12 protein-coding genes, 1 rRNA gene and 1 riboswitch are annotated in these 13,022 nt (G+C 39.0%); all 13 genes read right to left on the bottom strand.

Going from position 1 to position 13,022, the window contains the following annotated elements:
* Nucleotides 1-6 precede the first annotated feature (6 nt).
* Nucleotides 7-591, bottom strand: coding sequence for a phosphoribosylglycinamide formyltransferase (gene purN / locus ACK3CR_RS24320; protein WP_488976230.1), 585 nt, complete (start codon nucleotides 589-591; stop codon nucleotides 7-9).
* The gene (gene purM, locus ACK3CR_RS24315; RefSeq protein ID WP_111924704.1) at nucleotides 588-1,625 is read right to left on the bottom strand and encodes a phosphoribosylformylglycinamidine cyclo-ligase; all 1,038 of its coding nucleotides are present in this window, start codon (nucleotides 1,623-1,625) and stop codon (nucleotides 588-590) included. Before purM ends, purN begins: the two co-directional genes overlap by 4 nt.
* Before the next feature lie 18 nt (nucleotides 1,626-1,643).
* Nucleotides 1,644-3,056, bottom strand: a complete 1,413-nt coding sequence (gene purF / locus ACK3CR_RS24310) for an amidophosphoribosyltransferase (protein WP_040060852.1) — start codon at nucleotides 3,054-3,056, stop codon at nucleotides 1,644-1,646.
* Nucleotides 3,032-5,260 (bottom strand): phosphoribosylformylglycinamidine synthase subunit PurL, encoded by a 2,229-nt coding sequence (purL, locus tag ACK3CR_RS24305; protein WP_328123820.1) that lies wholly within the window; start codon nucleotides 5,258-5,260, stop codon nucleotides 3,032-3,034. Before purL ends, purF begins: the two co-directional genes overlap by 25 nt.
* The gene (purQ, locus tag ACK3CR_RS24300) at nucleotides 5,244-5,927 is read right to left on the bottom strand and encodes a phosphoribosylformylglycinamidine synthase subunit PurQ (RefSeq protein ID WP_243515516.1); all 684 of its coding nucleotides are present in this window, start codon (nucleotides 5,925-5,927) and stop codon (nucleotides 5,244-5,246) included. The genes purL and purQ overlap by 17 nt, the downstream gene beginning before the upstream one ends.
* Nucleotides 5,924-6,175: a phosphoribosylformylglycinamidine synthase subunit PurS gene (gene purS, locus ACK3CR_RS24295; RefSeq protein ID WP_061803869.1), complete on the bottom strand. Its 252-nt coding sequence runs from the start codon at nucleotides 6,173-6,175 to the stop codon at nucleotides 5,924-5,926. The genes purQ and purS overlap by 4 nt, the downstream gene beginning before the upstream one ends.
* The gene (gene purC, locus ACK3CR_RS24290; RefSeq protein WP_111924701.1) at nucleotides 6,168-6,887 is read right to left on the bottom strand and encodes a phosphoribosylaminoimidazolesuccinocarboxamide synthase; all 720 of its coding nucleotides are present in this window, start codon (nucleotides 6,885-6,887) and stop codon (nucleotides 6,168-6,170) included. Before purC ends, purS begins: the two co-directional genes overlap by 8 nt.
* A 70-nt stretch (nucleotides 6,888-6,957) precedes the next feature.
* Nucleotides 6,958-8,250 carry an adenylosuccinate lyase gene (gene purB, locus ACK3CR_RS24285; protein ID WP_243515519.1) on the bottom strand — a complete coding sequence of 431 codons (1,293 nt, stop codon included), beginning with the start codon at nucleotides 8,248-8,250 and terminating at the stop codon, nucleotides 6,958-6,960.
* A 14-nt stretch (nucleotides 8,251-8,264) separates the two neighbouring features.
* Nucleotides 8,265-9,434: a 5-(carboxyamino)imidazole ribonucleotide synthase gene (gene purK / locus ACK3CR_RS24280; RefSeq protein ID WP_488976229.1), complete on the bottom strand. Its 1,170-nt coding sequence runs from the start codon at nucleotides 9,432-9,434 to the stop codon at nucleotides 8,265-8,267.
* Entirely contained in the window at nucleotides 9,376-9,864 is a 489-nt protein-coding gene (gene purE / locus ACK3CR_RS24275) for a 5-(carboxyamino)imidazole ribonucleotide mutase (protein ID WP_243515532.1), read from the bottom strand. The genes purK and purE overlap by 59 nt, the downstream gene beginning before the upstream one ends.
* A 96-nt stretch (nucleotides 9,865-9,960) precedes the next feature.
* Nucleotides 9,961-10,062, bottom strand: a riboswitch (purine riboswitch).
* 84 nt (nucleotides 10,063-10,146) lie between these two features.
* Nucleotides 10,147-10,344 carry an NETI motif-containing protein gene (locus ACK3CR_RS24270; RefSeq protein WP_243515534.1) on the bottom strand — a complete coding sequence of 66 codons (198 nt, stop codon included), beginning with the start codon at nucleotides 10,342-10,344 and terminating at the stop codon, nucleotides 10,147-10,149.
* A gap of 92 nt (nucleotides 10,345-10,436) precedes the next feature.
* A complete protein-coding gene (locus ACK3CR_RS24265; protein ID WP_488976228.1) occupies nucleotides 10,437-12,614 on the bottom strand; it encodes a 5'-nucleotidase C-terminal domain-containing protein in 2,178 nt (725 codons plus the stop codon).
* A 151-nt stretch (nucleotides 12,615-12,765) separates the two neighbouring features.
* Nucleotides 12,766-12,881 (bottom strand): 5S ribosomal RNA (gene rrf / locus ACK3CR_RS24260).
* Nucleotides 12,882-13,022: the final 141 nt, after the last annotated feature.

Here is a 13,022-nt window from a genome sequence, read left to right as displayed (position 1 = left end):
TTTCTATTAATTCAAAATTGACAGATGACGATGAATAACCTTTTGCAAGATTTTCGGGTATATAGCATGCTCAACTTCATGAATCCGTTTTGTAACGGCTTCAATGCTTTCTCCCTCACGAATTGAAACGCTTTGTTGAGCAATAATCGGCCCTGTATCAACACCTTCATCAACATAGTGAACAGTAACTCCTGTAACCTTCACCCCTGCTGCTACGGCTTGTTCAATCGCATCTTTTCCAGGGAATGAAGGAAGAAGTGAAGGATGAATGTTCACGATACCACCAGGAAAAGCTTCTAAAAGCGTCTCTCCTACAATTCGCATATAACCTGCAAGGACTACAAGCTGTACGCGATGCTCACGAAGCTTTATAAGAAGATCTTCTTCATATGCGGATTTTGATTCGTAGTCTTTTGCTGAAAATGAAAAAACGGGAATTCCTACTTTTTCCGCTCGAGCAATTACTTGTGCTCCAGGGCGGTCACAGACAACAAGAGAAATGTTTGCATCCAAGCGCTGATGTTTTACAGCTTCATAAATTGCTTGAAAATTGCTGCCATTTCCAGAAGCAAACACAGCAATATTAATCATGAAAGAGCGCCCCCACCGAACTCGATGCCTTCTTTGTTTGTAACACGTCCGATGATGTATGCTTTCTCGTTCTCGCCTTCAACTGCTTCAATTGTCTTATGAAGGTCTTCTTCAGCAACAACTAATACAAATCCAATTCCCATATTAAATACTTCGAACATTTCACGACGATCTAAGTTACCTTTTTCCTTTAAAAACTCAAAAATTGTCGGAATCGGCCATGAACCATAGTCAATTTCAGCTCCACATCCTGCTGGAAGCATACGTGGAATATTCTCAACAAATCCCCCACCTGTTACATGGGCCATACCAAGAATGTTTACATTCTCTGCTGCTTTTTTCACTGCTTTTACATAAAGCTTTGTTGGTGTTAGAAGTTCCATGCCAAGAGACTTATCGAATCCTTCATATGTTGTTTGAAGATCAAGACCTGCTTCATCTACAATGTGACGAACAAGTGAATAACCATTGCTATGAATTCCGCTTGATGAAATTCCAATCAAAACATTGCCAGCTTTGATGTTTTCACCTGTAATAAGCTTTGATTTTTCAACAGCTCCAACCGCAAATCCTGCAAGATCATATTCTTCTGGATCATACATACCAGGCATTTCAGCTGTTTCTCCTCCGATAAGGGCACACTCTGATTGCTCACAGCCGTCTGCAATTCCTTTTACAATGGCTTCGATTTTTTCTGGCTCGTTTTTTCCACACGCAATATAATCTAAGAAATAAAGAGGCTCAGCTCCTTGTGTAACAATGTCATTTACACACATTGCAACAGCATCTTGACCAATTGTTTCATGATAATTCATTGTAAACGCAAGCTTTAGCTTTGTTCCGACTCCGTCTGTTCCAGATACTAAAACAGGTTCTTTTAAATTGAGCTGAGATAAATCAAACATCGCTCCAAATGATCCGATGCCACCCATTACTTCTCGACGCTCAGTACGTTTTACATGTTTTTTCATCCGTTCAACTGCTTCGTACCCAGCATGGATATCGACCCCTGCTTCTTTATATGTGTTCGACATATAAATCCTCCTCTTTCTTTAGCACGTCACCTTTTCGTGAGGATGTGCTGTATCTGGATAAATTTCTGTTGGATATTTACCGGTGAAACATGCCATACACTGCCCACCATTTTCAAAAGGTCTACCAATTGCATTTACAAGACCTTCTTCACTTATAAAATAAAGTGAGTCAGCACCGATAATTTCACGCATTTCTTCTATTGAATGTTTAGATGCCATAAGCTCTTCTGTTGTTGACGTATCAATTCCATAGAAACATGGATTTTTAATTGGTGGCGCACTAATACGAACATGAACTTCTGTCGCGCCTGCTTCCCGAAGCATGTTTACAATACGACGACTTGTTGTTCCACGAACAATTGAGTCATCAACCATGACAACACGTTTTCCTTCTACAATTTTTCGAACAGCAGAAAGTTTCATTTTGACCCCTTGCTCACGTAGTTCTTGAGAAGGCTGGATAAATGTTCTACCAACGTAGCGGTTCTTAATTAAACCAAGCTCATATGGGATTTGTGACTGTTCTGCATATCCGATAGCTGCTGAAATACTTGAATCAGGTACACCTGTTACAACGTCTGCTTCAATAGGAGCTTCTGATGCAAGCTGTTTTCCCATGCTTTTACGTGCAGAGTGAACATTAATACCATCAATGTTGCTGTCAGGACGAGAGAAATAGATATATTCCATACTGCACATAGCACGATTTGCGTTATAAGCAAAGCGCTCTGACGTTATGCCATCATTGTTGATTACAAGAAGTTCACCAGGCTGTACATCTCGCTCATGTTTTGCCCCAACAATGTCTAGAGCACATGTTTCACTTGCAATAACATACGCATCACCTAGAAGACCAATAGAAAGCGGACGAAGACCGTGTGGATCAAGAGCAACCATTAGAGAATCTTCTGTTAAAAGAAGAAAAGCATATGCTCCTTTTACCATTGAAAGAGCATTTTTTAGCTGATCTTTTAATGTCGAAAAACCGCTTCTTTTAATAAGATGTGCTAATACTTCTGTATCTGATGTTGTTTGAAAGATACTTCCTTGGTTTTCAAGCTGATGTTTTAGCGCTGTTGCATTTACTAAGTTTCCGTTATGAGCAAGTGCCATGCTGCCTGTTTGAGAACGGAAGTGAAGAGGCTGAACGTTCTCGTAGCCTCCACCTCCTGCTGTTGCATAGCGAACATGCCCAATTGCAGCTGTTCCTTTTAAATCCTTAAGCTGACCGTTTTGAAATACTTCAGCAACAAGACCTGTGTCTTTATGAATGTTTACTGTTTCTTGGTCGCTTACTGCAATTCCCGCTCCTTCTTGACCGCGATGCTGTAAGCTGTGTAGCCCGTAATACGTTAACTCTGCTGCTTTTTCATGACCCCAAACCCCAAACACGCCGCATTCTTCGTTTAAGCCTTTGATTTCAGCAAGCATGAGATAGCCCCTTTCCAAGCTTCTTGTAATTGTGCTGTTGTTTCATCGATAATTACGTTTCCTTGCTCATCCTTCACAACAAAACGTTGGTTATCTGTCACAGTACCAATTTGCTTCGCATTCACGATATTTTCGAATGCTTCTTGGTTTTCAGGGCTTACTGTTACAACAAAGCGAGATTGTGTTTCACTAAATAGTTCAGCTACTACACCTTCACCAACTGTAATTTCAGCACCAAGATTCTCACTGTTCATTAATTTTTCTGCTACAGCTACTGCTAATCCACCTTCAGCAATATCATGAGCAGATGCTACAACACCATTTTGAATAGCTGTTAGAAGCTGTCCTTGACGTTCTTTTTCTGTTGCCAAGTCTAAAGCAGGTGCTGCTCCAAAGATTTTTCCTTCAAGAAGTTTTTGAAGTTCACTTCCGCCAAATTCAACGTCTGCTTCTCCAAGCACATAGATGAAGTCTCCTGCTTTTTTCGCACTTTGTGTTGTAATATGTTCAAGATCGTGAATTAAACCAACCATACCAACAACTGGTGTTGGATAAACTGCTTCACCATTTGTCTCGTTGTATAATGAAACGTTCCCACCGATAACCGGAGTTGATAGTGTACGACATGCTTCACTCATTCCATCTGCTGCTTTTTCGATTTGCCAGAAGATTTCAGGCTTCTCTGGGTTACCGAAGTTTAAGCAATCTGTAATAGCAAGTGGCTCTCCACCTGAGCAAACGATATTACGTGCAGCCTCTGCTACAGCAATTTGACCGCCAACTTCAGGATTTAAATAAAGATAGCGAGAGTTACAGTCTGTTGTCATTGCAAGGGCTTTGTTTGTTTCACGAATACGGATAACTGCAGCATCTGACCCAGGTGCAACAACTGTGTTTGTACGTACCATATAATCATATTGACGATAAACCCATTCTTTGCTTGCCACTGTCGGCTGCTTTAAAAGGGAAAGAAGTGTTTCTTTGTAATCAGTTACACGTGGAACATAATTTTCCATTTTTTCGAATTCTTCAATATATTCAGGTTTCTTAGAAGGCTTATGGTATACTGGTGCATCTTCTGCAAGTGCATCAACAGGTACGTCTGCTACAACTTCCCCTTTATGAAGAAGACGAAGTTTTTGATCTTCTGTTACTTTACCGATTGCAACGCCTTCAAGACCATACTTTGTGAAAAGATCAATGATCTCTTGCTCTTGGCCTTTTTTCACAACAACAAGCATGCGCTCTTGAGATTCAGAAAGCATCATTTCATATGCTGTCATTCCTGTTTCACGTTGCGGTACAAGGTCAAGGTTCATTTCAAGTCCCATACCTGCTTTACTTGCCATTTCTGCTGAAGAACTTGTAAGACCTGCAGCACCCATATCTTGAATTCCAACAAGTGCTTCACATTGAACAAGCTCAATACAAGCTTCAAGCAATAATTTTTCCATAAATGGATCTCCAACTTGAACTGCTGGTCGTTTCTCATCTGATGAATCAGAAAGTTCTTCAGAAGCAAACGTTGCTCCGTGAATACCGTCACGACCTGTTTTCGCTCCAACGTACATTACTGTGTTTCCAACGCCAGATGCAACGCCTTTTTGAATATCTTTATGATCAATTAATCCAACGCACATTGCATTTACAAGTGGGTTTCCTTCATAGCAAGGATCAAACGCGATTTCTCCTCCAACAGTTGGAATCCCGATACAGTTACCATATCCAGCAATCCCTGCAACCACTTCTTCAAACAAGTAGCGGACGCGCGGACTTAACAGCTCACCAAAGCGTAAAGAGTTTAAGATTGCGACAGGACGAGCTCCCATTGAGAAAACGTCACGAATAATTCCACCTACTCCTGTTGCAGCTCCTTGATAAGGCTCAATTGCTGATGGGTGGTTATGACTTTCGATTTTAAATACAACCGCTTGATCATCGCCAATATCGACAATTCCAGCTCCTTCTCCAGGACCTTGTAAGACTCTCTCACCTGTTACTGGGAATTTCTTCAGAATTGGTTTAGAATTTTTATAGCTACAATGCTCTGACCACATAACAGCGAAAAGACCTGTTTCCGTGTAGTTTGGCAAACGACCTAATAATTCTTCAACTTTTTGAAACTCCTCATCTGTTAAACCCATTTCTTGATAAATCTTTTGCGCTTTAATTTCTTCGGTACTTGGCTCAAGAAGTAATGACATGATTTTCCCTCCATTGGCGAACAATTGATTGAAAAAGTTGTAATCCATCAGCGCTACCTAAAAGCTCTGATACAGCACGTTCTGGGTGTGGCATCATTCCAAGGACATTTCCTTCCTTGTTTGTGATTCCAGCAATATCTGATACACTTCCGTTTGGATTATCTTTATAACGGAAAGCAATTTGATTATTCTCTTCAAGCTCTGCTAAAAGCTCTTCACTGCAATAGTAGTTTCCTTCACCATGTGCAACTGGAATAGTAATTTCTTGTTTTTCTTTATATGCATTTGTAAACATTGTTTTATTGTTTTCTACAACAAGCGTTAATGGCTCACAAATGAACTTCAAGTTTTCATTACGCTGCATTGCACCTGGAAGCAAACCAGATTCTAAAAGAATTTGAAATCCATTACAAACACCAAGCACTGGTTTTCCCGCTTTTGCTGCTTTTTGAACTTCTTCCATTACATTTGCAAATCTTGAAATTGCTCCACATCGTAAGTAGTCCCCGTATGAGAATCCACCAGGAAGTAAGATTCCATCAAAGCGACTTAAATCTTTTTCAGTATGACGAACATATTCTACTTCTTCGCCAAGTTCATCTTTAATTGCATGATACATATCAACATCACAGTTTGACCCTGGGAATACAATTACTGCAAATTTCATACTTTTGCCACCTCTTCAATTTCGAAACGGTAGTCTTCAATAACTGTGTTAGCTAAAAGTTTTTCACACATCTCTTTCACACGTGTTTCAACGTTTTCTGTTTCTTCTACCGTAAGTTCGATAAATTTTCCGATACGTACTTCGCTTGCTTCTTTGTAACCTAAATGATGAAGAGATTGCTCAACTGCTGTTCCTTGTGGATCTAAAACACTTTCACGTAATGTAACAAATACCTTTACTTTATACATGTGATTTTCCCCCGATTCGTTTTAAAATTTCTTCATATGCATCTGTAAGACCGCCAAGATCACGGCGAAATACGTCTTTATCAAGCTTTTCATTTGTATGAACATCCCAGAAACGACATGTGTCTGGTGACACTTCATCAGCTAAAATAATTGTGCCATCTTCTGTTTTTCCAAATTCCAACTTAAAATCAACAAGTGTAATGTCACGCTCAAGGAAGTATGGTAAAAGAATTTCATTTACTCGGCGTGCTAAGAACTTAATGTAAGCAAGTTCATCCCAGCCTGCTGCTTTTAGGAATAGCGCATGCTCATCCGTAATAAGCGGATCTCCAAGTGCATCATCTTTATAGTAAAGTTCAACAATTGGCTGCTCTGTTTTTGTGCCTTCTTCAACGCCAAGGCGTTTTGCAAGACTTCCTGCAATAACATTGCGAACAACAACTTCTAGAGGAATAATACTTACTTTCTTTACAAGTTGCTCATAGTTTGAAAGTCTTTCAACAAAGTGTGTTGGCACATTCTCTTTATGAAGCACTTCAAATAGTAAGCTACTAATCTCATTATTCAATACTTTTTTACCAGCAATAGATGACTTCTTCTCACCGTTAAATGCTGTTGCATCATCTTTATATTCAAGCCATAAAATATTTTCTTGATCTGTAGCATATATCTTCTTTGCTTTTCCTTCGTACAACAATTCTTGTTTTTCCATCTGTTCCTCACCTCATCTGAAGTATCAGCACTATTTTAGAAAGAAGGCGCAATGCCTTCTTTCTATGAAATTAAAGTCCTAGACGATTAAAGATCATGTCTACATTTTTCAAATGGTGCTTGTAGTCAAAGCATTCTTCAATCTGCTCTGCTGTTAAGCGACTTGTAATGCGCTCATCACTTTCAATTAGTGAGCGGAACGGAACTTGCTCTTCCCATGCTTGCATTGCTTTTGGTTGAACAAGGTCATATGCTTCTTCACGAACCATGCCTGTATCAATAAGTGTAAGAAGGACACGCTGAGAGAAAATAAGACCAAATGTTTTCTCCATGTTACGTTGCATGTTTTCTGGGAAGACTGTTAGATTTTTTACGATATTGCCAAATCTGTTTAACATATAGTTCAAAGCAATTGTTGCATCTGGTAAGATAACGCGTTCTGCTGAAGAGTGAGAAATATCACGCTCATGCCATAAAGCAACGTTTTCGTAAGCTGTTACCATATAGCCACGAATTAAACGAGCTAAGCCTGTCATATTTTCAGAACCGATTGGGTTACGTTTATGAGGCATTGCAGACGAACCTTTTTGACCTTTTGCGAAAAACTCTTCAACTTCACGAGTTTCTGTTTTTTGTAAGCCACGTACTTCTACTGCAAATTTTTCAATAGACGCTGCTACAAGAGCAAGTGCTGACATATAGTGAGCATGACGATCACGCTGAAGTGTTTGTGTAGAAATTGGCGCCGGTTTTAAACCAAGCTTCTCACACACAAATTTCTCAACAAATGGATCAATATTTGCGAAAGTTCCAACTGCACCAGACATTTTACCAACTGCAATGTTCTCTGCTGCATGTTTGAAACGCTCAACATTGCGCTTCATTTCTTCGTGCCAAAGAGCCATCTTTAATCCGAATGTTGTTGGCTCAGCATGAACACCGTGTGTACGACCCATCATTACTGTGTATTTATGTTCTTGTGCTTTCTCTTTTAAAATGTCAACAAAACGCTCAAGGTCGCCAATTAAGATGTCGTTTGCTTGTTTTAATAGGTAAGAAAGAGCTGTGTCCACAACGTCTGTTGATGTTAAGCCGTAGTGTACCCATTTACGTTCTTCACCAAGCGTTTCTGATACTGCACGTGTGAAAGCAACAACATCGTGACGTGTTTCTTCTTCAATCTCTTTAATACGATTGATATCAAAAGAAGCATTCTCACGCAGTTTTTTTACATCTTCCTTTGGAATAACGCCAAGCTCTGACCATGCTTCACAAGCTAAGATTTCAACTTCTAGCCATGCTTTAAAGCGATTTTCCTCTGTCCAAATTGCTCCCATTTCTTCACGTGTATAACGTTCAATCATTTTAGTTCCTCCGTTTAACTCCAAATTTTTAAGGCGTTGATTTTTTCTAGCGCCATCTCTATGTTATCAGCAATAACCGTCATATGTCCCATTTTTCGTCCATCTTTTACTTCCTTTTTTCCGTACAAATGAATGTGGCAGTCTGAAAATTGTTCGACTTTATCAAGTGCCTTGTTCATTTCATCTCCTAAAAGGTTTGCCATTACTGCTGGCTTTAGCAATGAAGAATCTCCTAATGGCCAGTTACAGATGGCTCGAATATGCTGACCAAATTGTGAAACAGCACAGGCATTCATAGAATAATGGCCAGAGTTATGCGGACGAGGAGCGAGTTCATTTACAAATAGCTCTCCGTCTCTTGTTATAAACATCTCTACAGCTAGTGTGCCCACAAGTTTTAAATGATTCGCGATTTTCAAAGCAATCTCGGTTGCTTTTTCTTTTGTTTCTTCACTCACACGTGCTGGTACGATTGTTTGATATAAAATGTGATGTTTATGAATATTTTCACCAATTGGCAAGCATGTTACATCACCATTTTCGTTGCGGTGAACAATGACAGACACTTCCTTTTGAAGGTCAATCCAGCTTTCTAGTACGCAAGTTCCCGCATTTAAAAGCTTTATGGCTTCATCAATATCTTCTTTGCGTTCAATTAGATGTTGACCTTTTCCATCATAGCCACCTTGACACGTTTTTAAGACGCACGGATATCCGATACTTCCAACTGCCTCTTCCATTTCCTCAGCTTTTTCAATAATGTAATAAGGAGCAATTGGAAGTCCTGCTTTTGTAATTTCTTCTTTTTCGAACTGACGATTTTGTGTGGTTTTGAGTAAGTGGCTTCCCTGTGGTACATAAGAATGTTCCTCAAGCCATTTAACCATTTCTACATTCACATTTTCAAACTCATACGTAATGACATCTGAACATTGAGCAAGCTTTTGAATTCCTTCAAAGTCATCATAACCTGCTACAATCTTGATATCAGCTATTTGCCCACATGGAGAATCCTCAGCAGGTTCTAAAACCGCTATATTATACCCCATTTCTTTTGCTGACATGGCCATCATTCGTCCAAGTTGGCCACCACCAATGATCCCAATTGTTTGTCCTGGTAAAATTCTATTCAAGTTCATCACTACTTTGCATCGCTTTTTGTTTTGTTGACTCACGGCGCTCATGTAAACGAGCTTCTAACTGATCGTCTCGAGTCGCTAATATTTGGGCTGCTAACAATCCTGCATTTGTAGCCCCTGCTTTTCCAATTGCAACGGTTGCCACAGGTACACCACCTGGCATTTGTACGATAGAAAGAAGTGAATCCAATCCTTGCAAATGACTAGAGCGAACTGGAACTCCGATAACTGGAAGTAACGTTTTAGCTGCTACCATACCTGGCAAATGTGCTGCACCTCCAGCGCCTGCAATAATTACTTCAATTCCTCGTCCTTTTGCTTCTTCTGCATATTGAAACATTAAATCAGGAGTACGATGTGCTGACACAACTTTTTTTTCATATGCTACATGCAGTTCATCTAAAATATCACAAGCATGCTTCATCGTTTCCCAATCAGAAGTACTTCCCATAATTACAGCTACTTTTGCATTCATGTATAAGCTCTCCTTTTGAAAATAAAAATGCCTAGAGTAGTTGGAGACAAGAGAAAGTCACCACCTACTCTAGGCATTCTTAGAATACATAACCTAGTGTAAGATACTTTCTCTCATAGTCCGACAATTTACGGTCGTCGGGTAGAAACTTGTGGGCCATATCCCCACTATTATACGAGAGTTCGCTTCTTAAAATTTCTATAATCATAGTAACAGCTTACCAAACCTTATGTCAATCAAAAATCGAATGTTTTATATTGTTTTTTATCTATTGTTCGTGTTTTACAGCTTCTTTCCTTCGAAAGTAATTTTTCGTTCTGTTGGAATGTACTCTTTTTTTCCATTTACTACTTTCTCAGTGAATACTGGTTTCTCAAAGCGACGTACAGGAGTATATCCTTCCTTTTTCATACGACCAAGACAATCAGAAATTGTCTCGCCTTGTTTTACTTCAAATGTTTTCTTATTTTTACTAGCCAATATAAATCCTCCTTAGGAATTTTCATGGTTCTTATTATAAACGGAATTGAATAAAGAAAAAACGAGAGAAATAAAATTTCTCTCGTTTTTTCTCACTTATCTAATAAAAAGAGCGATACAACTTTAGCCATTTGTTCACGTGTTGCTCCATTATATGGTTTAAATTTATCACCATATCCCTCTATATATTCAAGTTCTTCAGCTGCCGCTACAGCTTTCTTCATTTCACTATCTAATGTTTTAAGATCCGTAAATTTTGTAGATGTTCCTCCTTCATAAGGTGCTCCATGTTTCACCTCATAGGCTCTCATCATCATTGTAACCATTTGAGAACGTGAAATAGGTTCCCATGGTTCAAATGTCGTATCACTGGTTCCTTTAATTAATCCTGCTTTATAAGCTGCTGTAATTTCATCTTTTGTTTCTTTATCCATTTTACCTAAGTCTTTAAATGGAGAAGTGCCTTCTGCTTTTAAATCAAGAGCACGTACAAGCATTGAGGCAAACTGAGCACGATTTAATGAACTAAACGGAGCAAAGACTTCAGGACTTTTCCCCTTTACAACACCTTCATTTGCTAAATATGAAACATAAGGATTTGACCAACTGTTTAAAGGAACATCTTTAAAAATAGAAGATACTTCTTGAATACGTCCTTCTGCTTTGAAATGAACAGGACTTTCTAATGAGCGTACATAATCAGATGTAGCATCAATATCAACAGGACCTGTTTCAGGTTGATCTAGTGCATTATCTATAATAGCCTGATCTGCTCCAAACATATAGTTATTCACAACAACAGTATACTTCTCACTAGGATTGATTTTCTTGCCGTTTGGTAAGAAAATATCTACTACCTTCCCTCGCTTAGCATTATGATCATACGTATACGTATAACGAAGACCTGAGATAGAATAATCAAGTCCATAGCTTGTGATTTGACCATCTAATATTTCTCGCAGTCCTGCACCTGTTACAGTAAACTTGTTTAGGACATTCCCAAACGGTTGAATAGTGTACAGTTCACCAAACGTGATATCACCTTTATCGATTCCAGCCCGGACTCCTCCACCATTCATAAGAGCAATATCAGCATCCATTGTCTCTCTCATACCATCTGCAATCATATTTCCAACAGGATGGTCTCCAACTGGCCCAAATCCAGGATAGCGTTGAGAGGGATAATCTACAGCACTCTTGCTAATAACCTCTTCTTTTACAGGTTTCACTTTTTCATTGTACTTTTCCAAGATCGATTTTACTTTTTCATCAGGCTTTATGCCCTCTTGAGTTACCCACTCTGTTGTAGCACTCTTTTTTACAATATCACCTGTAGATGGATCAATCTCAATATCAACATCACCAAAAGCTTGTCCATATTCAAAAGATTGCACAATGAGCTTATTGTCTACAACGCCATTTGTAAATTGATGATTATGACCAGCGAAAATAATATCTACCTCATCGTCAATCTTCTTAGCAAATTCAGCTGTTTGTCCTGAGACAGCTCCATTAGCCTCTTGAATTGAAGGATTATGAGCAAGCACAACAATTGATTTTACTCCTTGTTCTTTTAATTCTTTCGCATACTTATTAATTGCTTCTACTTCGTCTGTAATTTGAAGATTTTCGTTTCCTTTTTTAATAACCATGCCTGGAGTCTCAGTTGTAACAACACCAATGAATCCTATTTTTGCTCCGTCCACTTCTTTTACAGCATATGGTGGAAGAATAAGTTTACCATTGCTTTTATCATACGCATTAGCTGCTACAACAGGAAAGTTCATTCCATCATAACCTTTTGTTCCTTTCCCCTCAGGATGGTCTCCTCCTTTAACCATGCGACGAAGCTCCTCAATTCCTTCATCAAATTCATGGTTTCCAACCGTACCAACATCAAAACCCATCTCTTCCATAATCTCTACAACTGGCTCGTCTTGAAATGCGCCGGAAACAAGTGGGCTTCCTCCAATAATATCACCTGCATGTACATAGAATGTGTTTTCATTATCAGCTTCATGTTCCTTCATATGAGCTGCTAAGTATTCCGCTCCCCCTACAACCTCTTCTTTTTTTCCGTCTCCGTTTATATCAGCCTTTGAAGAATAGTCAATTTGTCCATGAAGATCATTGATACTTAAAAGCTGAACTTTAATATTTTCTGTCTCAGCTTTCACATATGTTGAGCTGAATGGAATAAGGTATGTACTTACTGCTAAAGCAGATAAAAGAGAATAGCTCCCTAATTTCATAAATTTCTTGAATTTCATTTCTTTTCCCCCTGATATTATATGATTTTTCAAACTATTATCATTATATCAAGGTGAAAGAAGCTCGTTTGTAAACTTTCTGTAAAATCATCCCTCAAATACAGGATAAACAAAAAGGCTGATCTATTATAGATCAGCCTTTTTATATGGTGCCTGGCAACGTCCTACTCTCACAGGGACAAAGTCCCAACTACCATCGGCGCTCAAGAGCTTAACTTCTGTGTTCGGCATGGGAACAGGTGTGACCTCTTGGCTATGGTTACCAGACTATATTGAGTTGTTCACTCAAAACTAAATAACAAGGCAAGGAAAAACATATCCGATTATGATCAATTCTTAGGTTAAGTCCTCGATCGATTAGTATTAGTCAGCTCCACATGTCGCCATGCTTCCACCTCTAACCTATCT

The sequence above is a fragment of the Priestia sp. TRM10 genome (assembly GCF_057808375.1).
Note: the sequence above shows the minus strand (reverse complement) of the source record. Positions and strands in the feature narration are given on the sequence as shown.

What these genes read in the sequence shown, in the direction of transcription:
- purN (WP_488976230.1), bottom strand. Translation starts at nt 591, where the DNA reads ATGATTAATATTGCTGTGTTTGCTTCTGGAAATGGCAGCAATTTTCAA.
- purM (WP_111924704.1), bottom strand. Translation starts at nt 1,625, where the DNA reads ATGTCGAACACATATAAAGAAGCAGGGGTCGATATCCATGCTGGGTAC.
- purF (WP_040060852.1), bottom strand. Translation starts at nt 3,056, where the DNA reads ATGCTTGCTGAAATCAAAGGCTTAAACGAAGAATGCGGCGTGTTTGGG.
- purL (WP_328123820.1), bottom strand. Translation starts at nt 5,260, where the DNA reads ATGTCATTACTTCTTGAGCCAAGTACCGAAGAAATTAAAGCGCAAAAG.
- purQ (WP_243515516.1), bottom strand. Translation starts at nt 5,927, where the DNA reads ATGAAATTTGCAGTAATTGTATTCCCAGGGTCAAACTGTGATGTTGAT.
- purS (WP_061803869.1), bottom strand. Translation starts at nt 6,175, where the DNA reads ATGTATAAAGTAAAGGTATTTGTTACATTACGTGAAAGTGTTTTAGAT.
- purC (WP_111924701.1), bottom strand. Translation starts at nt 6,887, where the DNA reads ATGGAAAAACAAGAATTGTTGTACGAAGGAAAAGCAAAGAAGATATAT.
- purB (WP_243515519.1), bottom strand. Translation starts at nt 8,250, where the DNA reads ATGATTGAACGTTATACACGTGAAGAAATGGGAGCAATTTGGACAGAG.
- purK (WP_488976229.1), bottom strand. Translation starts at nt 9,434, where the DNA reads ATGAGCGCCGTGAGTCAACAAAACAAAAAGCGATGCAAAGTAGTGATG.
- purE (WP_243515532.1), bottom strand. Translation starts at nt 9,864, where the DNA reads ATGAATGCAAAAGTAGCTGTAATTATGGGAAGTACTTCTGATTGGGAA.
- ACK3CR_RS24265 (WP_488976228.1), bottom strand. Translation starts at nt 12,614, where the DNA reads ATGAAATTCAAGAAATTTATGAAATTAGGGAGCTATTCTCTTTTATCT.